Genomic DNA, 19,055 nt, shown 5'->3' on the forward strand with positions numbered 1-19,055 from the left:
TACCCCTCAGGGGCCGAAGAACAACAACCGCCCGTTCAGCGTCAGCGCCTGCGTCTGCAACGGCACAAAGGTGAACGCCCCGGTGAACAGGCTGTCCAGCGCCGTGCCACCGCCGGTGGCAAGCTGACCGCCCTTCAGGAAGGTCGGATAGCGCCGCTCGTACCCCCGCGCGCTGTCGCCGAACAACGCCGCGATCTGCAACCCGTCATAGGCGGTCAACTGGGCGAGCACCGGCTCGTCCCCCGCGTTGCGCCCCGACAGCTCGGCCAGCAGCAGCGCGCAGCCCGGATTATCCGCCGGCGTGCGGCGCGCACAGGCCGCCAGCAGATCGGTCAGTTCCCATGTCCTGAAATCGTCGAACAGGCCCTGCGGCAACACGGCCCCGGCGGGCAGGACCGGCAGATCGGCCAGCAACTGCGCCAGCAGGGCGGCGCGGCCTTGATCCACCTCCACCTGATCGAACCCCGTGCGGGTCGTCGCGCCCGCCAGCTTTTCCAGCCGCGCGGCCATCTCTTCGGCCTGCGGATGATCCGTCATCGCCGCCAGCCGCGCCAGCCCGGCCTGGCCGGGGCGGCCCCAGTCACGGGCCATTGTCCACAGATCCAGCTTCGCGGCCTCGGTCCGGCCGGACTGAAACCGCGCAATCTGGCTGGCGGTGGCGATCCGCTGCGGATTGAACGCGGGCGTCAGCCACAGCGCCGCCACGGCCAGCGCCACCAGCGCCAGCACGATATTGGCCCGGCGGATCCGTCCGCCCCAATCGTGCCGCAACAGCACCGCCACCGCATAGGTCAGCCCATAGCCCAGCACCAGCGCCGCCAGCGTGGCCGCCGCCAGCCGGTCCGGCGACCAGCCATACTGATTAACCCGCATCCAGATCGCGACCCCGGCCAGCACGCCCAGCGCCGGCAGCACCAGCGCCATCAGTTGCGCCACGACCCGCATCACGGGCGAATCCACCGCCCGCGCGTCGTCGGCATCCAGCGCGGTGGTGATCAACGTCGTCGCCCCCATCGCCATCGCCATCAGCGTGGTCGCGGCCGAGAAGCTGCCGAACAGATGCGACAGCCCGCGAAACGGCAAGGCCGCCAGAAAGACCGCGACCACCGCCAGCACCACCGGCAGCAGCAGCCGCAACAGCCGCAACACCAGATAGGGCGAGACGTAATCCGACAGCTCGTTCACCACCGCCAGCGCCACGCCCAGCGCGATACCGGTCAGCAGGAAGGGCACGACCTCGATCTCCAGCAGGTGCTTGATGATCTCGATCCCCACCAGTTGAAACAGCGCGTCCGACAGCATCACCACGCCCCAGACCACGCCGACAAAGACCCAGGCCGCGGCATAGCGCACCACGATGTCCCAGGAATGGGCGAACAGCGCCGGATAGTCGAACCAGCGCCCTTCGCGCGCGCGCGAAATGGCGAAGGGCAGCGGGATCAGCGTCAGGATCCCCGCCGCGGCCCAGGGGTGCGGCGTTTCGACAAAGGCTTTCACATCGCCGAACCGGGTACTGGCCCACAGCACCAGCAGCGCCACGATCAGCGCCTGCCCCGCCGCGGCGCCGGCGGCGCGTGGCAGGGTCAGCGGCCCGATCAGCGCCAAAAGGGCGATGAAGAAGGTGCCGTAAAAGCCGACCAGAAACAGGAAAAACCGGGGGCTGTCCTGCATCCGGTCGGGCAGCACATCGACCAGCAGCCACAGACACAGCCCAGCCAAAGCGCCCACCGCGCCCAGCATCAGGCGCCCGAAGGCGGGTGAGTGTTGTACAGGTTGCATCTGTGCGGCCCTCCCGTTTCGGGGTCAGCATAGGGCGGCGGGCGCGCGGGCTCCAGTCAGGTTTTCACGGCAGGGCGCCCGCCCTCAGAAATCCGTCGGCGCGCCGCCTTCTGCCTTGCGCTTTGCCACGAAGGCTTCCAGCTCTTCGCGGATGGCCGCGTCCATCGGCGGGGGCTCGAAACGGCCGATGATTTCCTTGAACAGGTGATGGGCGCGCTCGGCGGTCCAGACCCCGCCTTCCTGCGCCCAGCCCTCGTAATTGCGCCAGTCCGACAGGAACGGCTGATAAAACGCCGTGGTATAGCGCGCCTGAGTGTGATCGCAGCCGAAGAAATGACCGCCCGACCCGACCGCGCGGATCGCGTCCAGCGCGATGTCACCGGGGGTGGTGCCCACCAGCTCGGGCTCGAAATAGCGCTGAATCTGCTGCAACACCTCGCAATCCATGATGAACTTCTCTGGGCTGGCGATCAGCCCGCCCTCCAGCCAGCCGGCGGCGTGATAAACCATGTTGCTGCCCGACTGCACCGCCGCCCAAAGCGCGTTCGAGGTTTCCCACATCGCCTGCCCGTCCGGCACATTGGCCGCACACGACCCCGACGACCGCAGCGGCAGGCCATAGAACCGCGCCATCTGGCCGGTCATCTGGGTGGCGCGGATGTATTCGGGCGTCCCGAAGGCGGGCGCGCCGGATTTCATATCGACGTTCGAGGTGAAGGTGCCCAGCGCACAGGGCGCGCCGGGACGCATGTATTGCGCCAGCGCGATCGCGCACAGCGCCTCGGCCAGCGATTGCGCCACAGCGCCCGCCAGCGTCACCGGCGCCATCGCCCCCGCCAGCGTGAACGGCGTGACGATCACCGCCTGCCCGCGCCGCACACAACGCATCCAGCCGTCCAGCATCGGCACATCATGCTTCAGCGGCGAGGTGGAATTGATATTGGTATACATGCGCGGCGTGGCCTCGAACTCCGCATGGCTCAGCCCGCCCGCGATGCGCACCATCTCCATCACGTCCTCGACCCGCTCTTTCCCCAGCGAATAGGCATGGGCCACCTTGTCGGTCAGCGTCAGCTTGTCGAACAGAACGTCCAGATGCCGAACCGAGGCGTGCACATCCACCGGCTCGACCGGATAGCCGCCTGCCACATGGATGCAGTTGAAATACTGGGTCAGCTTCAGCAGGTTGCGGCAATGCGCGCGTGTGCCGGGAACCTTGCCCACCTCCATGTCCCAGTAATTGGGCGGCGACGAGACGTTGACGAACACCATCTTCCGCCCGCCGATCGTGACCTGCCGGTCGGGATTGCGCGGGGTGATGGTAAAGCTGGCGGGCGCCTTGGCGACCATCTCCATCACGAAATCGCGGCCCATGCGCACGGTATGGCCGGCGACGGTGCAGCCCGCCTGTTTCAGGATCGTCAGCGCCTCTTCGTTGAGGAACTCGATCCCGATCTCTTCCAGGATGCGCATCGCGCCGTCGTGAACGGCCTGCACGCCCTCTTCGGATAGCGGGTCGGTGGGCCGGTCGGTATTGACCGGAACGCGCCACGGGCTTTGCTCGATCACCGCGCTGCCGTGGCGCCGTGCATTGCCAGCGTGCCCGCCCGCGCGCCGTCTGCGTTGGGATGTGTCAGCCATTGCGCCCCTCCTCCTGCCATATCGGTCAGCAGACACCGCCACGGCCCCGGGTTCCGCGCCGAAAGCGACCTGCGGGCGTCGTTTTTATTTGTGTGGCTGTTGTTGGCCGGTCAGGCCGGCAGGCCCGTCAGATAGGTCGGCAGGTGGCTGATATCGGGCAGCACCGCATCGGCCAGGTCGGCCAGATCGGCGGCCCGCGCCATCCCGGTCAGAACCCCGACCGTGCCCATGCCCGCCGCCCGGCCCGCGATCAGGTCATGGCGGCTGTCGCCCACCATCAGCACACAGGCCGGGTCCAGCCCGACCGTATCGGCAAAGGCGAAAAGCTGCCCCGGCCCGGGCTTCGCCCCATGGCCGGAATCGAAACCCGCGATGAAATCGAACCGCGCCTCGACCCCCGCCGCGGCCAGATGCGCGCGGGCCGGGGCCTCGGCGTCGTTGGTGGCCACGCCCAGTTTCAGCCCCCGCCCCGCCAGCGCGCTCAGCAGCGGGGCCAGCGGCGTGGCCTCCTGCATCGGGGCATTGGCGGCGGCGGTGTTCATCCGGGTGATCAGCGCGGCCGGCGTCATGCCCGGCAGATGCGGCAGCAGGAACTCTGCCACCTCGCCCGGCGTGCCGGCGATCACCGGGCTGTCGGGGGCAAAGCGCCGCGCGCCATAGTCAAAGCCGATCGCCTCGCCCAGCAGTTGCGCCCGGTCCCGGTCGTCGCAGGCGATCTCGGCCAGAAAGGCCCCGGCCCAGACGCCCCAGGTGGCCTGGAAATCGAACAGGGTGCCGTCCTTGTCGAACAGGATACCGCCAATGCGTGCCATCTCGTGCCGTCCTCCCTGCCCCCGGATATGACGCGTCTGGCCCGCCGGTTCAAGCGTCGTGGGCGGCGCGCGGTCACGTCCAGTTGATCTGGGCCCCGCCGGGCAGCGCCTGACGCGCCCGCAGCGGCGTCTCATAGGGCAGGCCCGCCGCATCGCAGAACGCCACCACCCAGGCATCGTCCATGGTCAGAAAATCCAGCAGCGAGATCAGGAATTCCGGATCGCCGGCGCGGCTGCGCACCTCGTCCGGCGTGGCGCCGCTGGCGCCCAGAAAGACCGGCAACAGATCGTCGTTGCCCACCAGCCAGCCCAGCGCCTTCAGCGCGATCGTCTCTGCCTCGTCCTGCCGCATTTCGCCCCCCGACCGGCCCGCGTTAAAGGGTTTGTTAACACTTCTTCGCCAATACTGAACGCGATAAGAACAAAGTGTCACACAGGCAAGGGAGTAACCTTGATGCCGGGGCGAATCCTCGTCGTCGACGATGTTGCGACGAATCGGATTGTTATGAAAGTGCGTCTGGCCGAAGCCTGTTACGAGGTGCTTCAGGCCGATGGCGGGCGCATGGCGCTGGACCTGGCCCGCCGGGAACGCCCGGATCTGATCCTTCTCGACGTGCTGATGGATGACATGAACGGGATCGACGTGTGCCGCGAACTGAAATCGGATCCCGAAACCGCCGGAATCCCGATCATCATCGTCACCGCCACCCGCCGGACCGAGGAAAAGATGCGCGCGCTGCAGGCCGGCGCCGATGAATTCCTGTCGAAACCGCTGGATGAGCTGACGCTGCTGGCGCGGGTCCGCAGCCTGCTGCGCGCCCGCGAAACCGCGCAGGAACTGGCGCTGCGCGACAGCACCCGCCGCGCGCTGGGTTTTGGCGAGGCGGCGCAGGGCTTTGCCCGCCAGGGCCGGGTGGCGCTGATCGCCGCCCGGCGCGAACAGGCGCTGGCCTGGAAAACCGCGCTGAAGGATCGGCTGGGGGCCGACCTTGTGGTGATGACCCGGGCCGAGGCGCTGGCCCAGCCCGACGCCGCCACCAGCCCCGATCTGTTCGTGATCGCCGCCGATCTGGACCGCCCCGGCGCCGGGCTGCGCCTGCTGAGCGATCTGCGCGCCCGCGCCGCGACCCGCCACGGCGCGGTGCTGATGGTGGTCCCCGACGGCGCACGCGAGGCGGCGGCGATGGCGCTGGATCTGGGGGCCAACGATCTGGTCGGCGCGCCGTTCGATCCGCAGGAAATGGCGCTGCGGCTGGACACCCAGCTGACCCGCAAACATCAGGCCGACCGGCTGCGCGCCTCGGTCAAGGACGGGCTGCGCCTGGCGGTGACCGACCCGCTGACCGGATTGTTCAACCGCCGCTATGCGCTGCCGCATCTGGGGCATATCGCGGACCGCGCTGGCACAACCGGGCGGCCCTATGCGGTGATGCTGCTGGATCTGGACCGGTTCAAACGGATCAACGACCGCCATGGCCACGCCGCCGGCGACAAGGTTCTGGAACAGGTGGCCCGACTGCTAAGCAGCAATCTGCGGCCCGTCGATCTGATCGCGCGCATCGGCGGCGAAGAGTTTCTGGTCGCCCTGCCCGACACCCCCCCCGATCAGGCCCGCGCCACCGCCGAGCGGCTGCGCCAGCAGATCGACGGCGCGCCGATCCTGCTGCCGGGCGGCACCGGCACGCTGCGGATTTCAGCCAGTATCGGCGTGGCAATCTGCGAAGGGGGGGGCTGCGATGTCGATATCCTGCTCGCCCGCGCCGATGCCGCCCTTTACGAAGCCAAGGCCGAAGGCCGCAACAAGGTCACGATCAGCAACACCGCCGCCTGACCCCCCGGGCGCGGTGCCGTTCGCCGTGCTATTCTTCGCGTTGTGTGGCGGCTGAATGGCGCGACGGGCCGCGGCGCAACACCTCTTCCAGACGGTCGGCAAAGGCGGCGCGCTCGGCATCGCTCATCCGCGCGATATGCTCCAGCATCAAGCCGCTCACGTGGCTCACCTGCTGCGCCACCCCGGCCTGCTGCTGCTCCAGCAGCGCCTGCACCGCCGCCGCGTCATAGGGCTGCGCCCGCAGCGCCGCCACAACCTGGTCGAACCCGCGCCGCACCGCGCGGCGGTTGTCGCGCAGATCGGCCGCATCGCGTTTCAAAAGTGCGCGCAGCGCCTTGCGGTCCTCGGGGCTAAACGCGTGGGTATAGGGGCCGTAACTCAGCAGATCGCCCCCCGGCGGCGGCGCGTCGGCCCGCGGGCCGACCCGGTGCAGCACCGCACCCCCCACCAGCCCCAGGAACAGGAAATTCAGCGTCAACGATACCACAAGCGCCGCCCGCCCCCAGCGAAAACCGGGCCCTTGCGCCGTCTTCATCGCCCCGGTCCTGGCTTCATCCATGCTCATGCCCCGCCCTCTGTCAGAAAACCATCCATCGACGGGATCAGATCGACCACGTCATAGCCCGCATCCTCCCCGGGCCAAAGCCCAGCCGTCAGCGGCCCCACCTCGCCCGGCGCGGCATAGCCGATCCAGACCCCCGCCACCGTTGCCGTCGCCAGACCGGCCAGCGCGGGCCAGCCGCCGATCTGCCGCATCAGCCCCGCCAGAAGGCCGGGCCGATCCCGGCGCGGCGCGGCAGCACTGGCCACCTGCATCTGCGCCGCCGCATCGGCCGCAACGCGCGCCATCAACGCCTCGGACGGCATCGGCGCCGCCTGCCGGGCCGCTGCAAAGAAACGCTCCAACTCGCGCTCGGTATCCTGTGTGTCAGCCATCGTCATACCCCAGTTCCTCGCGCCGGTGGCTCAGTGCCGCCGCCAGCGCCCGCTTGCCCCGGGCGGTCAGACTTTCGACCGCCTCGACGCTGATTTCCAATATTCCGGCGATCTCGGGGTTCCCCAACCCTTCGATGTGCCGCAGTACCACGGCCTGCCGCTGCCGGTCCGACAGGGTCTGCAGGGCCTGATCCAGCGCCTGCACCCGCGCCGCGTTCTGCATCCGCTCTTCGGCCCCCGGGGCGTCATCCTCGGGCTCGGCCACGCTGTCGATCGCCACGCCCCGCGCCCGGCGCAGCCGGTCGGTGCACAGATTGGCCACCACCCGGTAAAGCCAGGTGCTGACCTGCGCCTCGCCCTGGCGCCAGTCGGGTGCGATCCGCCACAACCGCAGCATCGCCTCCTGCGCCACGTCCTCGGCCTCGGCCGGATCCTTGAGCATCCGGGTCGCATAGCCCAGCATCCGCGGCGTCAGCCGCATCGCCAAGGCCCGCGCCGCCGCAGAGTCGCCGTTGCCGTACAACACCAGCAACGCCTCGTCCGAAAGTTCGTTCTGTGCGTCGAAGGCCATGCCCATCCCGCAATTGCCCAACCTGCCTCATCCAGTGGTGCGCACCGGCCTTGTTGCCGCCTTGCCCCCGGCACATGATCGGGGGCAAGGCGAGTGCCGTCAATTCGACTGACGGTTTTTGCGGAACTCGGCGAATTCCGCCTTGGCCGCCTCGAATTCATCGCGCGAGATCGACCCGCTCGCATCGGTATCGATCCGGTCGAATATGCGGTCGCTGGCGGGCATCGCCGACAATTCTTCGAAGCTCAGCAGCGCGTCGCCGTTCTGGTCCAGATGTTCCATCATCCGGGCGGCGCGTTCCTCGCGCTGCTGCGGGTTCGGCTCGTGCCAAGCCAGGCGGTCGCCCAGCATGCCGCCGCCAGCCCCGCCCGCGGCGCGGGCGTCCTGCATTTCCTTGACCGACAGCGCACCATCGCCATTGGTGTCGATGGCGGCAAAGCGGGCCTCCATCGGGGCCTGGAATTCCTCTGCGCTCAGCGTGCCGTTGCCGTTCGTGTCCAGTTTCTCGAACGCGGGCATCGCGTTCTGTGCGGCGGCGGGAAGCGCGCTCAGCGCCAGCGCGGCACCGATCGACAGGGCCGTAAGGGGGGTCAGTATGCTCGTGCGTTTCATCTGCGTTTTCTCCTGCTTGTCCGTTTCCTGTATCGACGCGGTGTTTCCCTGCGTCGTGATCCATAAACGGGTCAGGCAGCGGTTTCCGTCGCGTCGAAGTCAAAATTCTTGCGACATCCCGACGCAAGGGGCCTTTGCCCCCCTGTCGGACGCGCCCGAGCCGTATATGTTAAATGCGGCGTGCATGGCGGGATGCGCGCGGGAACAGGGAAACATGTGGAATGACTGAGCCGACTGAACGGCTGGTGCGGCCAGCGCTGTGGCGCGGCTGGCGGCGGCGGTGTCCCAGCTGCGGGGCCGGTCCGATGCTGAACGGATATCTGAAAGTGCGCGAGACCTGCCCGGTCTGCCACGAAGAGTTGCATCATCACCGCGCCGATGACGGCCCGGCCTATCTGACGATCCTGGTCGTCGGTCACCTGATGGCGCCGCTGATCCTGTGGGCCTTCACCGCGTTCCGGCCCGACCCGCTGGTGCTGGCCTCTATCTTCACGGTTGGCTGCGTCGGCCTGTCGCTGTACCTTCTGCCCCGATTGAAAGGCGCACTGGTGGCATTGCAATGGGCGAAACGGATGCACGGATTCGGAGCAAAGGGCTGACCGCCCCCGACAAGACAGCGCTGCGCGACGCGGCGACGGTGATCTTGCTGCGCGACGCGGCGGACGGACCGAAGGTTCTGATGGGACAGCGCGGATCCGCGGCCGCGTTCATGCCCAACAAGTTCGTTTTTCCCGGCGGCGCGGTCGATGACGTCGACGCCGCCGTGCCGCTGTCGCCACCGCTGACGCCTGCCTGCGACGCGCGGCTGAAGGCCCGCGCCGACCCCGACAGGGCCGCCGCCCTGGTCGCCGCCGGCATCCGCGAGGTGTGGGAGGAAACCGGCCTGATCCTGGGCACACCCGGCACCTGGACCAATGATGCACCGCGGGGCTGGCGCGGGTTCGCCGCCTCGGGCCATCTGCCCAGCGCACAAGGGTTCCACTTCATCTTCCGCGCGATCACCCCGCCGGGCCGACCGCGCCGGTTCGATGCGCGGTTCTTTCTGGTCGAAGCCGATCAGGCGGTGGGCGATCTGGACGATTTCTCGCGCGCCGAGGACGAGCTGTCGCATCTGCAATGGATCCCGCTGGCCAAGGTGCGGACCTTCAACCTGCCCTTCATCACCGAGGTCGTCCTGGCCGAGGTCGCGGGCCTGTTGCAGGCCGGGCTATCCCCCGCCAGCGTGCCGTTCTTCAACAACGCCGATGGGCGGGCCGAATTTTTGAGGCTGGGCTGAGACGGGGCCGCCCGGACTCAGGCCAGCAGCACGATCATCAACACCGATCCCGCGATCAGCGCGAAAATGCGGCGCCGCCGGTCGACAGCCCCGCGCCCTTCAGCTGCTTTTGCAGCATGAAGCGAACGGTCTGCACCGCCGCCGCCGCCGCAAGTGTCACGGTGACCCAAAATTCCATGTGCCCTGATGCCATGCGGGGCGGGCCACGTCTAGAACGGCATCGGATGCGCCTTGTGGGCGGCCTCGATATCGGCCAGCACCTCGGGCGACAGGGTCAGATCGGCCGCCCCCAGCACCGTGTCGAGCTGCCGGACAGAGGTCGCGCCGATGATCGGCACCACCGGGATCGGGCGCGACATCACAAAGGCAATCGCCATCTGAACCGGATTCAGCCCATGCGCGTTGGCAATACCCAGATAGGCCGCGACCGCCTCCCACACCCGGGGGGCGACGCGCCCGCCCAGATCGGGGGTGCGCGCGCGGCGGGTGCCTTCGGGGGTGACATCGCCCGCGTATTTTCCGGTCAGCAGCCCTGCCGCCAGCGGTGAATAGGCCAGCAGCGTCAGATCCTCGTTCACCGACAGTTCGGCCATGTCGGTATCGAACAGCCGGCACAGCAGCGAATATTCGTTCTGCACGCTTTGCATCCGCGGCAGGCCCTTTTCCTCGGCCAGACGCAACCATTGCGCGCTGCCCCAGGCGGTTTCGTTCGACAGCCCGACATGGCGCAACTTGCCCGCCTGGATCAGCGCGGCGAAGGTGTCCAGCACGGCCTCCATATTCTCCAGCGTCTCGGCCCGGTTCTGCGCGGACGGATCATAGGACCAGTATTGCCGGAAATGATACGAGCCGCGATTGGGCCAGTGCAGCTGATACAGATCGATCACATCGGTCTTCAGCCGGGTCAACGAACTGTCGACCGCCGCCCGCACCGTTTCGGGGGTGATGCCCGCACCGTCGCGCACGAACCCGCCATTGGGGCCGCTGATCTTGGTGGCCAGCACCAGATCGTCGCGGCGGCCGGTCCTGGCGAACCATTCGCCGATGATCTCTTCCGTGCGGCCCACGGTTTCGGCGCTGACCGGGTTGACCGGGTACATCTCGGCGGTGTCGATAAAGTTCACGCCGCGGTCCAGCGCCATGTCGATCTGCGCATGGCCTTCGTCCATCGTGTTCTGCGTGCCCCAGGTCATCGACCCAAGGCAGATCTCGGAAACCTCAAGACCGCTGCGGCCCAGTGTCGTCTTTCGCATCTCTGCCCCCTATTCCCGGCTGTCGGACGCAACACTTATCGCTCGCCGTCCCAAGGGCAACCCCCGGTTTCGCGATTGCAGAAAATCACGCCACCCGCGCGACGCGCACGCCCTGCCTTTGACCACCCCGCGACAAACGACAGATGGTGCCGCGAACGGGCTGGTCTGGCGCGGGGCGATCGGCTAGCCAAGGGGAATGCGCGTTCTGATCTCCTTCGCCGCCCTTTTGCTGTCGGTCACCCTTTTGCAACTGTCCTCGGGCGGGGTCGGGCCGCTGGATGCCCTGTCGGGCCTTGCGTTGGGCTTTACCCGCGCCGAGGTCGGCCTGCTGGGCTCGGCCCATTTCGTGGGCTTCTTCATCGGCTGCTGGTGGGCGCCGCGGCTGATGGGCTCGGTCGGGCATTCGCGCGCCTTCGCGGCCTTTACCGCCGCAGGGGCAATCGGGCTGCTGGCACATATGATGGTGGTCGATCCGCTGGCCTGGGCGCTGATGCGGGTGGCGTCCGGCCTGTGCGTGGCCGGCTGTTTCACGGTGATCGAGGCCTGGCTGCAAGCCAAGGTCAGCAACGAGACCCGCGGCCGCACCCTGGGCGCCTATCGGGTCGTCGACATGGGCGCCTCGCTGGTCGCGCAACTGCTGATCGGCGTGCTGGAGCCCGGCGCCTATGTCTCCTACAATCTGCTGGCGATCATCTGCTGCGCCGCACTGCTGCCGCTGACCCTGACCACGGTGCGCCAGCCCGAAACCCCCGATGCCCCGCGCCTGCGGCCACGCCTGGCGGTGGACCGCTCGCCGCTGGCCGCCGCCGGGGTAATGGTCGCGGGCCTGTCCAGCGCCGCCTTCCGCATGGTCGGCCCGGTCTACGGGCAGGAGGTCGGGCTGCGCGCCGATCAGATCGGTTATTTCCTGGCGGCCTTCGTGCTGGGCGGCGCGGTGGCGCAATACCCGGTGGGCTGGCTGGCCGACAAATACGACCGCCGCTGGGTGCTGATCTGGATGTCGGTGGCGGCGATGCTGTCCTGTGCAGTCACGGTGTCGGCCAGCGGCACCGGCACGGTGGGCGTGCTGCTGACGGCGGGGTTCTTCGGGCTGACCACCTTTCCGATCTATTCGGTCGCCGCCGCCCATGCCCATGACTTCGCCGAGGCGCATGAACGGGTCGAGCTGTCCGCCGCCCTGATGTTCTTCTTCGCGCTCGGGGCCATTGCCTCGCCGCTGGTGGCGTCGGCGCTGATCGACTGGTTCGGCCCTGCCGCGCTGTTCGTGCTGATCGCGGCGGGTCATGCGCTGCTGGTGGTGTTCGGCCTGGCCCGGATGCGGGTGCGGCCGACCCGCGTCCGGCGCACCCGCTATGTCTGGTCGCCGCGCACCTCGTTCATGGTCGGGCGCCTGATGAAAGGCAGCCGCGACAACCGGCGCGAGCCCTGATCCCGCGCGATGGGGGCCATGCAGCAGTTTGCCTTGCCGCCGCCCCGCGACCGGCCCATGTTCGATGTGGACGCGCATACTTGATGGAGAGCAATGATGGATATCCGCTTCGACGGCAAAACCGCAATTGTAACCGGAGGAGGGTCCGGGATCGGCGCAGCCATCGCGCAAGAGCTTGCCGCCTCGGGCGCGACGGTGATCGTCGCCGATCTGAACGCGGCGCATGCCGATGAAATCGCCGACGGCATCACGTCCGCCGGCGGCACGGCGCTGTCGGTGGCGGTGGATGTCGCCGACCCCGCATCGGTCGAGGCGATGATCGCCTTCGCCGTAGAGCAGACCGGCGCGCTGCATCATCTGGTGAACAATGCCGGGATTGGCGGGCCGGCAGAACTGATGGCGGAATATCCGCTCGATGGCTGGCACAAGGTGATCGACATCAACCTGAACGGCATCTTCTACGGGCTGCGCTTCGGCCTGCCAGCGATCGAGGCGGCCGGCGGCGGGGCCGTGGTCAACATCGCCTCGATCCTGGGCAGCGTGGGCTTTGCCACCGCCGGCGCCTATGTCGCCGCCAAGCACGGTGTCGTCGGCCTGACGAAAAACGCGGCCATCGAATATGCGCCCAGGGGCATCCGGGTCAACGCGGTCGGTCCGGCCTTCATCCACACCCCGATGGTCGATGACACCATGTCCCCCGAACAGCTGACCGCGCTGGCAGGAATGCACCCGGCCGGGCGGCTGGGAACCCCTGAAGAGGTGGCCGGGCTGGTTGCCTTCCTGCTGTCGGACAGGGCCAGCTTCGTCACCGGCAGCTATCATCTGGTCGACGGCGGCTATACCGCGCAGTAAGCCTGCGCGCGTGAGGGGGCCCGGGGGCACACGCCCCAGCCCTTTGCAGTAAATGGTGTAGATCGCATGATTGAGGCTTGCGGTGAAGGGGCCCCGAGCGCATGAAGCTCCCGAAGAAATCTTCGGGCGCTCTGGATCGAGTTGTTTGTTGGACCGTTCCTATGACCGCTCTGCGGGACATTGCGGCTGTTGGAATTGGGCAAATGAGTGACTGGTTCGGTTGCTATGCGGCCTTTTCTGTTCGCGCCAATAGGAATGCTGCTATCCCCATCAAACCGGCAGAAGCGCGATTGATAATGCGCCGCCTTATTGGCGTCAGTGCATGGGTACCGACCAGCGTTCCTGCCGTGACCCAAAGAAGTGCAGCCGCCCCTTCAACGACAAGGTAAATCGCCCCCAAGGTGAACAATTGCGGCATCAGCGGTGCAGCATCGGTTACGAACTGCGGCAAGAACGCTGTGAGAAGCAGATAAGCCTTTGGGTTTCCCATGAGGGTCAGAAACTCGCGCTGCATCAGTGTCGAGACCTCGGGTGCCTCAATCTCGGTGCTGACGTCTGCCTTCCAAAACTGCCATGCGAGGCAGAAGAGATAAGCGACGCCTACCCACTTGAGCACCACGAAAGTAAACTCTGACGTGCGCAACAGTGCATCCAGGCCCAGCGAGACGAGAACAACTAATACCGCCCAAGCTGCGAGACGGCCGATGATGCTTTTTGCCGTTTTGAACCAGCCCGCCTTAGTCGCGGAAATGAAGGCAAGAAGATTGTTCGCGCCGGGTGATGCCCCAAGCAGAAACGCTGCGGGAAGAAAGATCAGAAGCTGTTGTATCGTCACTGACGTATCCTTTTCAGCGACCATACCAGCATCGCAGCTTGAGCGCTATTGCGGGAAAGCTGTCGTTCATTCGCTTCGCAGCATCGGTAGGTCTGGGCTCCGACCGGACATTCACTGCCCTTTGCACCATTTACTGCAAGGGGCTGGGCACACGCCCTCTGGCCCTTTTTGCATCGCGGCGTTAAACGGGACGGCAAACCGGGACAAAGGCATACCCCACATGGCACGCATCCTCATCACCTCGGCCCTGCCCTATATCAATGGCATCAAGCATCTGGGCAATCTGGTCGGCTCACAGCTTCCGGCCGATCTCTATGCCCGCTACATGCGGCAGCGCGGCCATGAGGTGATGTTCATCTGCGCCACCGACGAACACGGTACCCCCGCCGAACTGGCCGCCGCCAAGACGGGCGAGGATGTGGCCGACTATTGCGCCCGGATGCACGATGTGCAGGCCGAACTGGCCGAGGGCTTCCGCCTGTCGTTCGATCACTACGGGCGCTCGTCATCGGCGCGCAACCACGCGCTGACCCAGCATTTCGCCGGCAAGCTGGCCGAAAACGGGTTCATCGAGGAGGTCAGCGAAAAGCAGGTCTATTCCCACGCCGACGGCCGCTTTCTGCCCGACCGTTATATCGAAGGCACCTGCCCGAATTGCGGCTATGAGCGGGCCCGCGGCGACCAGTGCGAGGAATGCACCAAGCAGCTGGACCCGACCGACCTGATCAACCCGCGCAGCGCCATTTCCGGCTCGACCGATCTGGAGGTGCGCGAGACCAAGCATCTCTACCTGCGTCAGTCGCTGCTGAAGGACGAGATCGACCAGTGGATCGACAGCCAGAAGAACTGGCCGATCCTGACGACCTCCATCGCCAAGAAATGGCTGCATGACGGCGACGGGCTTCAGGATCGCGGCATCACCCGCGATCTGGACTGGGGCGTGCCGGTTAAAAAGGGCGACGCGGACTGGCCCGGCATGGAAGGCAAGGTGTTCTATGTCTGGTTCGACGCGCCGATCGAATATATCGGCGCCACCGCCGAATGGGCCGATGCGAACGGCAAATCCGATGCCGATTGGCAGCGCTGGTGGCGCACCGACAAGGGCGCGGACGATGTGCGCTATGTCCAGTTCATGGGCAAGGATAACGTGCCCTTCCACACGCTGTCCTTCCCGGCCACGATCATGGGCGCGCGCGAGCCGTGGAAGCTGGTCGATTACATCAAGTCGTTCAACTATCTGAATTATGACGGCGGCCAGTTCTCCACCAGTCAGGGGCGCGGCGTGTTCATGGATCAGGCGCTGGCGATCCTGCCCGCTGATTACTGGCGCTGGTGGCTGCTCAGCCACGCGCCGGAAAATTCCGACAGCGAATTCACCTGGGAAAACTTCCAGGCCAGCGTGAACAAGGATCTGGCCGATGTGCTGGGCAATTTCGTGTCCCGCGTTACCAAGTTCTGCCGCTCCAAATTCAGCGAGGCAGTGCCCGAGGGCGGCACGTTCGGCCCGGCCGAAGACACGCTGATCGCCGACCTGACCACCCGCATCCGCGCCTATGAGGCGCATATGGAAGCGATGGAGATCCGCAAGGCCGCGGGCGAACTGCGCGCGATCTGGGTCGCGGGCAACGAATATCTGCAGTCGGCGGCACCCTGGTCCACCTTCAAGACCGACCCCGAAACCGCCGCCGCGCAGATCCGTCTGGCCCTGAACCTGATCCGGCTTTACGCGGTGCTGTCGCGCCCCTTCATCCCCGACGCCGCCGCGTCGATGCTGGCGGCGATGCAGACCCGGGATGACAACTGGCCCGACGATGTGGCGGCCGCACTGGCCACCCTGCCCGCCGGCCACGCCTTTACCGTGCCCGATGTGCTGTTCCGCAAGATCGGCGATGACGAACGCGAAGGTTGGCACGACCAGTTCGCGGGCCAGCGCGGCTGATCTGCCGCTTCTTCTTGGCGAAAATACTCCCGCCGGAGGCATGAAATCTCTTGCCCCCGGCGGTGGCGGAAAGAACCGTCAGGCCCGCGAAGCCGCCGGTGCGCGCACCACATAGACCGAACAGCTGGAATGACGCACCACCCGCGCCGCGTTGGGTCCCAGCAGATAGTCGCTGAGTTCCGGCTTGTGCGACCCGATCACGATCAGATCGGTTCCCGCAGCGCGGGCGGCATGCAGGATCTCCGCATAGGCCTTGCCGGTGGCCACAATGTGGCGCACGCCCGTATTGGCCTCGGCGCCGATGGTTTCCTCGACGAACGCGTTCAGCAGTCCGCGGCTTTCGGCCACGGCCCGTTCGTGAAAGCTTTTGTCGAAATAGCCGCTCACGACGCTCATCCCGAAATCGGGCACCACGGTGATCACATCCAGCCGGGCATTGTCCAGCTTCGCCAGTTTATGCGCCGTCTGAAGAACCTGACGGTCCACCTCGGGCTGGCTGATGTCGACGGCGCACAGAATGCTCTCGCTCATGCCATGGCTCCTTCTTCGCGGCGCGCGCGCGCCCTTTGCACGAAAGCGATGCCCGCCAGAAGCAGCAGCGCCGGAATGAAGATCAGCTCTTTCAGCGGCTGATCGCTGGCCGCCTGAACCTGGGTTACGGTCACCGCCGTGTCGCCGTAGAAGTCGAAATTGTTCATCTTGTCGAAATACGGCGTACCGGGGAAGGGTTCGTCCAGCTTCAGCGCACCATTCTCTTCGATCACCGCCAGCCCCAGGGCCTGCAGCCGCGCAGCGCCGGTGCCCGGATCGCCGGCCGGCACGATTAGCGTGGTCTGCTTGATCTCGCCAGTGTCGAAATCGGGCCCCGAGACCACCAGCCGCAGTTCCTGCTCCGGCTCCATCCCGCCCAGAACCTGGGTCAGTTCGGTCGGCGCGATGCTGTGGAACGGCGGCACGATCTGGTTCATCATGAAATCGGGCCTGAACAGCATGAAGGCGATCAACACCAGCGCCACGCTTTCATAAATCCGGCTGCGGGCCATGAAATACCCCATCGTGCCCGCCGTGAAGACCAGAATGGCAACGGTCGCCACGATGAACACCACGATGCCCCGAAACCAACCCACGTCGATCAGCAGCAGATCGGTGTTGAAGATGAACATGAACGGCAACGCCACGGTGCGCAGGCTGTAGAAGAAGGCAATGAAGCCGGTCTTGATCGCATCCCCGCCCGACACGGCGGCGGCGGCGAAACTGGCCAGCCCCACAGGTGGCGTCACATCCGCCATGATCCCGAAGTAGAACACGAACAGATGCACCGCGATCAACGGCACGATCAGCCCCGATTGCGCGCCCAGTTCGACCACCACACCGGCCATCAGCGAACTGACGACGATATAGTTCGCCGTGGTCGGCAGGCCCATGCCCAGAACCAAGCTCAGCAGCCCGACCATGACCAGCATCAAGATCAGGTTGCCGCCCGACAGGAACTCGACCAGGTCGGCCATCACCTGCCCCACCCCTGTCAGGGTGACGGTGCCCACGATCACCCCTGCGGTGGCGGTGGCCAGGCCGATGCCGATCATGTTGCGCGCCCCGTCGATCAGCCCCTGGATCAGATCGACAAGCCCCTCGCGGGCCGCGTTGGCCGCGTCGTTTTCACCCCGGAACAGCGCCTTCAGCGGGCGTTGCGTCAGCAGGATCGCGAACAGCAGCATCGTGGCCCAGAACGCCGACAGGCCCGGCGATTTCTGCTCGATCATCAGGAAATAGACCAGCACGATGATCGGCAGCAGGTAGTAAAGCCCGGCCTTGTAAATCTCGCCCACCACCGGCAGTTCGACCTGCTCGGCATTGGGGTCGTCGGGTTCCAGATCGGGCACCTGCGCGGCCAGCCACAGCAGCACGGCATAGGCCGCGAAGACCAGCGCCGCCAGCAGCCAGCCAGCCCCGGCAGGCACCAGCCCCGCGATCCAGCGCACCGGATATTGCACCCCGTAGCACAGCAGGGCAAAGCCCGCGAAGAACAGGAACATCCCGCCCACGGTCTTGCCAAGCGAGGTCGCGCGGCTGCCCAGCGTCGGCATGTTCCGCTTCACCGCCTCCAGATGCACGATATAGACCAGCGCGATGTACGAAATGATCGCGGGCAGGAAGGCGTGGGTGATCACCTCGACATAGGAAATGCCGACATATTCCACCATCAAAAAGGCCGCGGCCCCCATCACCGGCGGCATGATCTGGCCGTTGACGGACGACGCCACCTCGACCGAGCCGGCCTGTTCGGGGGTAAAGCCCACCCGCTTCATCAGCGGGATGGTGAAGGTGCCGGTGGTCACCACATTGGCGATGCTCGACCCCGAAATCAGGCCGGTCGCGGCAGAGCCCACAACAGCGGCCTTGGCCGGGCCGCCACGCAGGTGGCCCAGCGCGCCGAACGCCATCTTGATGAAATAGTTGCCCGCGCCCGCCTTGTCCAAAAGCGCGCCGAACAGCACGAACAGGAACACGAATTTGGTGGATACGCCCAGCGCGATGCCGAACACCCCTTCCGATGTGATCCACATATGGCTCATCGCCTTTTTCAGCGACGCGCCTTTCCAGCGGATCACCTCTGGCACAACATCGGACGAGCCGAAGAACACATAGGCCATGAAGATGATGGCGATGATCGCCATGGCGGGACCAAGCGTGCGGCGCGCGGCCTCGAACAGCAGGATCAGCCCGACAAGCGCCACCCATTTGTCGACGTTGTCAGCAAGCCCGCCGGAATTGACGATCTTTTCGTAGAAGAAATAGCCGTAAAGCGCGATGAAGGCGCCCAGAACCCCGAGGATCCAGTCCTGGACCGGGATATGATCGCGCGGGCTGGATTTCAGTGCGGGATAGGCGGCGAAGGCCAGGAAAATCGCGAAAGCCAGATGAAGCTGGCGCGAATTGTTGATCAGATCGCCCGGCAGGATGATGTTCGACACCGGCGAGGCCAGAAGCACCTGATAGACCGACCAGATGACAGCGACCGCCGCCAGGAACAGCCCGACCGGACCGGCCGGGTTACGCGCGCCTGAATCGCTTGCCGCGACCAGTTCCTGAAGTTCCTCTTCCGAAAGTGCGCGGCCATTGCTCGGCGACTTGTCCGTCATGTCCCAGGTTCCCCGTTGGGCCGCGCATCTGCGGCAATCATTATACGCCGGCCCTTTGCGGGTCCGTCTCCGGGCGCGGGCGGTTCATCCGCCCGTCGGTTCGAAGATGCCGGGGGCGGCATGCGCCCCCGGCCCTGTCGTCATAG

General features: G+C 66.3%; 19 protein-coding genes. 6 read left to right on the forward strand and 13 right to left on the reverse strand.

The window, feature by feature from the left end:
* Nucleotides 1-6: 6 nt before the first annotated feature.
* The 4 genes from ACSR1C_RS13020 to ACSR1C_RS13035 all read right to left on the reverse strand — a co-directional run bounded on the left by ACSR1C_RS13020 (nt 7) and on the right by ACSR1C_RS13035 (nt 4,584).
* Nucleotides 7-1,779 carry a DUF4153 domain-containing protein gene (locus ACSR1C_RS13020; RefSeq protein WP_460259819.1) on the reverse strand — a complete coding sequence of 591 codons (1,773 nt, stop codon included), beginning with the start codon at nt 1,777-1,779 and terminating at the stop codon, nt 7-9.
* Nucleotides 1,780-1,863: 84 nt separating this feature from the next.
* Nucleotides 1,864-3,420 carry a trimethylamine methyltransferase family protein gene (locus ACSR1C_RS13025; protein WP_460259818.1) on the reverse strand — a complete coding sequence of 519 codons (1,557 nt, stop codon included), beginning with the start codon at nt 3,418-3,420 and terminating at the stop codon, nt 1,864-1,866.
* A gap of 110 nt (nt 3,421-3,530) precedes the next feature.
* Complete coding sequence (locus ACSR1C_RS13030; protein ID WP_460259817.1) at nt 3,531-4,232, reverse strand: HAD family hydrolase; 702 nt, start codon at nt 4,230-4,232, stop codon at nt 3,531-3,533.
* A gap of 73 nt (nt 4,233-4,305) precedes the next feature.
* Entirely contained in the window at nt 4,306-4,584 is a 279-nt protein-coding gene (locus tag ACSR1C_RS13035; RefSeq protein ID WP_460259816.1) for a DUF3572 domain-containing protein, read from the reverse strand.
* A 102-nt stretch (nt 4,585-4,686) separates the two neighbouring features.
* Here ACSR1C_RS13035 and ACSR1C_RS13040 point away from each other — a divergent pair, with 102 nt between their 5' ends.
* Complete coding sequence (locus ACSR1C_RS13040) at nt 4,687-6,063, forward strand: diguanylate cyclase (RefSeq protein WP_460259815.1); 1,377 nt, start codon at nt 4,687-4,689, stop codon at nt 6,061-6,063.
* Between the two features lie 28 nt (nt 6,064-6,091).
* Here the strand turns inward: ACSR1C_RS13040 and ACSR1C_RS13045 are convergent, their stop codons facing one another.
* From ACSR1C_RS13045 to ACSR1C_RS13060, 4 genes are all read right to left on the reverse strand, one after another.
* Nucleotides 6,092-6,628 (reverse strand): periplasmic heavy metal sensor, encoded by a 537-nt coding sequence (locus tag ACSR1C_RS13045; RefSeq protein ID WP_460259814.1) that lies wholly within the window; start codon nt 6,626-6,628, stop codon nt 6,092-6,094.
* On the reverse strand, nt 6,625-6,999 hold the full coding sequence (locus tag ACSR1C_RS13050) for a dihydroorotate dehydrogenase (RefSeq protein ID WP_460259813.1): 375 nt from the start codon (nt 6,997-6,999) through the stop codon (nt 6,625-6,627). Before ACSR1C_RS13050 ends, ACSR1C_RS13045 begins: the two co-directional genes overlap by 4 nt.
* Entirely contained in the window at nt 6,992-7,576 is a 585-nt protein-coding gene (locus ACSR1C_RS13055) for an RNA polymerase sigma factor (protein WP_460259812.1), read from the reverse strand. Before ACSR1C_RS13055 ends, ACSR1C_RS13050 begins: the two co-directional genes overlap by 8 nt.
* A gap of 93 nt (nt 7,577-7,669) precedes the next feature.
* Entirely contained in the window at nt 7,670-8,182 is a 513-nt protein-coding gene (locus tag ACSR1C_RS13060; protein ID WP_460259811.1) for an EF-hand domain-containing protein, read from the reverse strand.
* 221 nt (nt 8,183-8,403) lie between these two features.
* Here ACSR1C_RS13060 and ACSR1C_RS13065 point away from each other — a divergent pair, with 221 nt between their 5' ends.
* Together ACSR1C_RS13065 and ACSR1C_RS13070 are read left to right on the forward strand one after the other, a co-directional pair.
* On the forward strand, nt 8,404-8,781 hold the full coding sequence (locus ACSR1C_RS13065; protein WP_460259810.1) for a DUF983 domain-containing protein: 378 nt from the start codon (nt 8,404-8,406) through the stop codon (nt 8,779-8,781).
* Nucleotides 8,742-9,458, forward strand: coding sequence for an NUDIX hydrolase (locus ACSR1C_RS13070; protein ID WP_460259809.1), 717 nt, complete (start codon nt 8,742-8,744; stop codon nt 9,456-9,458). The genes ACSR1C_RS13065 and ACSR1C_RS13070 overlap by 40 nt, the downstream gene beginning before the upstream one ends.
* Before the next feature lie 55 nt (nt 9,459-9,513).
* Here the strand turns inward: ACSR1C_RS13070 and ACSR1C_RS13075 are convergent, their stop codons facing one another.
* Complete coding sequence (locus ACSR1C_RS13075) at nt 9,514-9,636, reverse strand: hypothetical protein (RefSeq protein WP_460259808.1); 123 nt, start codon at nt 9,634-9,636, stop codon at nt 9,514-9,516.
* Between the two features lie 31 nt (nt 9,637-9,667).
* Nucleotides 9,668-10,711 carry an aldo/keto reductase gene (locus ACSR1C_RS13080; RefSeq protein ID WP_460259807.1) on the reverse strand — a complete coding sequence of 348 codons (1,044 nt, stop codon included), beginning with the start codon at nt 10,709-10,711 and terminating at the stop codon, nt 9,668-9,670.
* Between the two features lie 196 nt (nt 10,712-10,907).
* Between ACSR1C_RS13080 and ACSR1C_RS13085 the strand changes: the two genes are divergently transcribed.
* On the forward strand, nt 10,908-12,140 hold the full coding sequence (locus tag ACSR1C_RS13085; RefSeq protein WP_460259806.1) for an MFS transporter: 1,233 nt from the start codon (nt 10,908-10,910) through the stop codon (nt 12,138-12,140).
* Between the two features lie 96 nt (nt 12,141-12,236).
* Nucleotides 12,237-12,992 carry an SDR family NAD(P)-dependent oxidoreductase gene (locus ACSR1C_RS13090; RefSeq protein WP_460259805.1) on the forward strand — a complete coding sequence of 252 codons (756 nt, stop codon included), beginning with the start codon at nt 12,237-12,239 and terminating at the stop codon, nt 12,990-12,992.
* A gap of 223 nt (nt 12,993-13,215) precedes the next feature.
* Here ACSR1C_RS13090 and ACSR1C_RS13095 read toward each other — a convergent pair whose 3' ends face one another.
* Complete coding sequence (locus tag ACSR1C_RS13095; protein WP_037208505.1) at nt 13,216-13,827, reverse strand: LysE family translocator; 612 nt, start codon at nt 13,825-13,827, stop codon at nt 13,216-13,218.
* A gap of 220 nt (nt 13,828-14,047) precedes the next feature.
* Here ACSR1C_RS13095 and metG point away from each other — a divergent pair, with 220 nt between their 5' ends.
* Complete coding sequence (metG, locus tag ACSR1C_RS13100) at nt 14,048-15,766, forward strand: methionine--tRNA ligase (protein ID WP_460259804.1); 1,719 nt, start codon at nt 14,048-14,050, stop codon at nt 15,764-15,766.
* A gap of 78 nt (nt 15,767-15,844) precedes the next feature.
* Here metG and ACSR1C_RS13105 read toward each other — a convergent pair whose 3' ends face one another.
* Nucleotides 15,845-16,297 (reverse strand): universal stress protein, encoded by a 453-nt coding sequence (locus ACSR1C_RS13105; protein WP_460259803.1) that lies wholly within the window; start codon nt 16,295-16,297, stop codon nt 15,845-15,847.
* Nucleotides 16,294-18,909: a TRAP transporter permease gene (locus ACSR1C_RS13110; protein ID WP_460259802.1), complete on the reverse strand. Its 2,616-nt coding sequence runs from the start codon at nt 18,907-18,909 to the stop codon at nt 16,294-16,296. The genes ACSR1C_RS13105 and ACSR1C_RS13110 overlap by 4 nt, the downstream gene beginning before the upstream one ends.
* Nucleotides 18,910-19,055 lie beyond the last annotated feature (146 nt).

Source organism: Actibacterium sp. D185-2, from assembly GCF_054954595.1.

What these genes read in the sequence shown, in the direction of transcription:
- ACSR1C_RS13045 (WP_460259814.1), bottom strand. Translation starts at nt 6,628, where the DNA reads ATGAGCATGGATGAAGCCAGGACCGGGGCGATGAAGACGGCGCAAGGG.
- ACSR1C_RS13025 (WP_460259818.1), bottom strand. Translation starts at nt 3,420, where the DNA reads ATGGCTGACACATCCCAACGCAGACGGCGCGCGGGCGGGCACGCTGGC.
- ACSR1C_RS13070 (WP_460259809.1), top strand. Translation starts at nt 8,742, where the DNA reads ATGGGCGAAACGGATGCACGGATTCGGAGCAAAGGGCTGACCGCCCCC.
- ACSR1C_RS13060 (WP_460259811.1), bottom strand. Translation starts at nt 8,182, where the DNA reads ATGAAACGCACGAGCATACTGACCCCCCTTACGGCCCTGTCGATCGGT.
- ACSR1C_RS13055 (WP_460259812.1), bottom strand. Translation starts at nt 7,576, where the DNA reads ATGGGCATGGCCTTCGACGCACAGAACGAACTTTCGGACGAGGCGTTG.
- ACSR1C_RS13050 (WP_460259813.1), bottom strand. Translation starts at nt 6,999, where the DNA reads ATGGCTGACACACAGGATACCGAGCGCGAGTTGGAGCGTTTCTTTGCA.
- metG (WP_460259804.1), top strand. Translation starts at nt 14,048, where the DNA reads ATGGCACGCATCCTCATCACCTCGGCCCTGCCCTATATCAATGGCATC.
- ACSR1C_RS13030 (WP_460259817.1), bottom strand. Translation starts at nt 4,232, where the DNA reads ATGGCACGCATTGGCGGTATCCTGTTCGACAAGGACGGCACCCTGTTC.
- ACSR1C_RS13110 (WP_460259802.1), bottom strand. Translation starts at nt 18,909, where the DNA reads ATGACGGACAAGTCGCCGAGCAATGGCCGCGCACTTTCGGAAGAGGAA.
- ACSR1C_RS13075 (WP_460259808.1), bottom strand. Translation starts at nt 9,636, where the DNA reads ATGGAATTTTGGGTCACCGTGACACTTGCGGCGGCGGCGGCGGTGCAG.
- ACSR1C_RS13035 (WP_460259816.1), bottom strand. Translation starts at nt 4,584, where the DNA reads ATGCGGCAGGACGAGGCAGAGACGATCGCGCTGAAGGCGCTGGGCTGG.
- ACSR1C_RS13065 (WP_460259810.1), top strand. Translation starts at nt 8,404, where the DNA reads ATGACTGAGCCGACTGAACGGCTGGTGCGGCCAGCGCTGTGGCGCGGC.
- ACSR1C_RS13080 (WP_460259807.1), bottom strand. Translation starts at nt 10,711, where the DNA reads ATGCGAAAGACGACACTGGGCCGCAGCGGTCTTGAGGTTTCCGAGATC.
- ACSR1C_RS13085 (WP_460259806.1), top strand. Translation starts at nt 10,908, where the DNA reads ATGCGCGTTCTGATCTCCTTCGCCGCCCTTTTGCTGTCGGTCACCCTT.
- ACSR1C_RS13090 (WP_460259805.1), top strand. Translation starts at nt 12,237, where the DNA reads ATGGATATCCGCTTCGACGGCAAAACCGCAATTGTAACCGGAGGAGGG.
- ACSR1C_RS13020 (WP_460259819.1), bottom strand. Translation starts at nt 1,779, where the DNA reads ATGCAACCTGTACAACACTCACCCGCCTTCGGGCGCCTGATGCTGGGC.
- ACSR1C_RS13040 (WP_460259815.1), top strand. Translation starts at nt 4,687, where the DNA reads ATGCCGGGGCGAATCCTCGTCGTCGACGATGTTGCGACGAATCGGATT.
- ACSR1C_RS13105 (WP_460259803.1), bottom strand. Translation starts at nt 16,297, where the DNA reads ATGAGCGAGAGCATTCTGTGCGCCGTCGACATCAGCCAGCCCGAGGTG.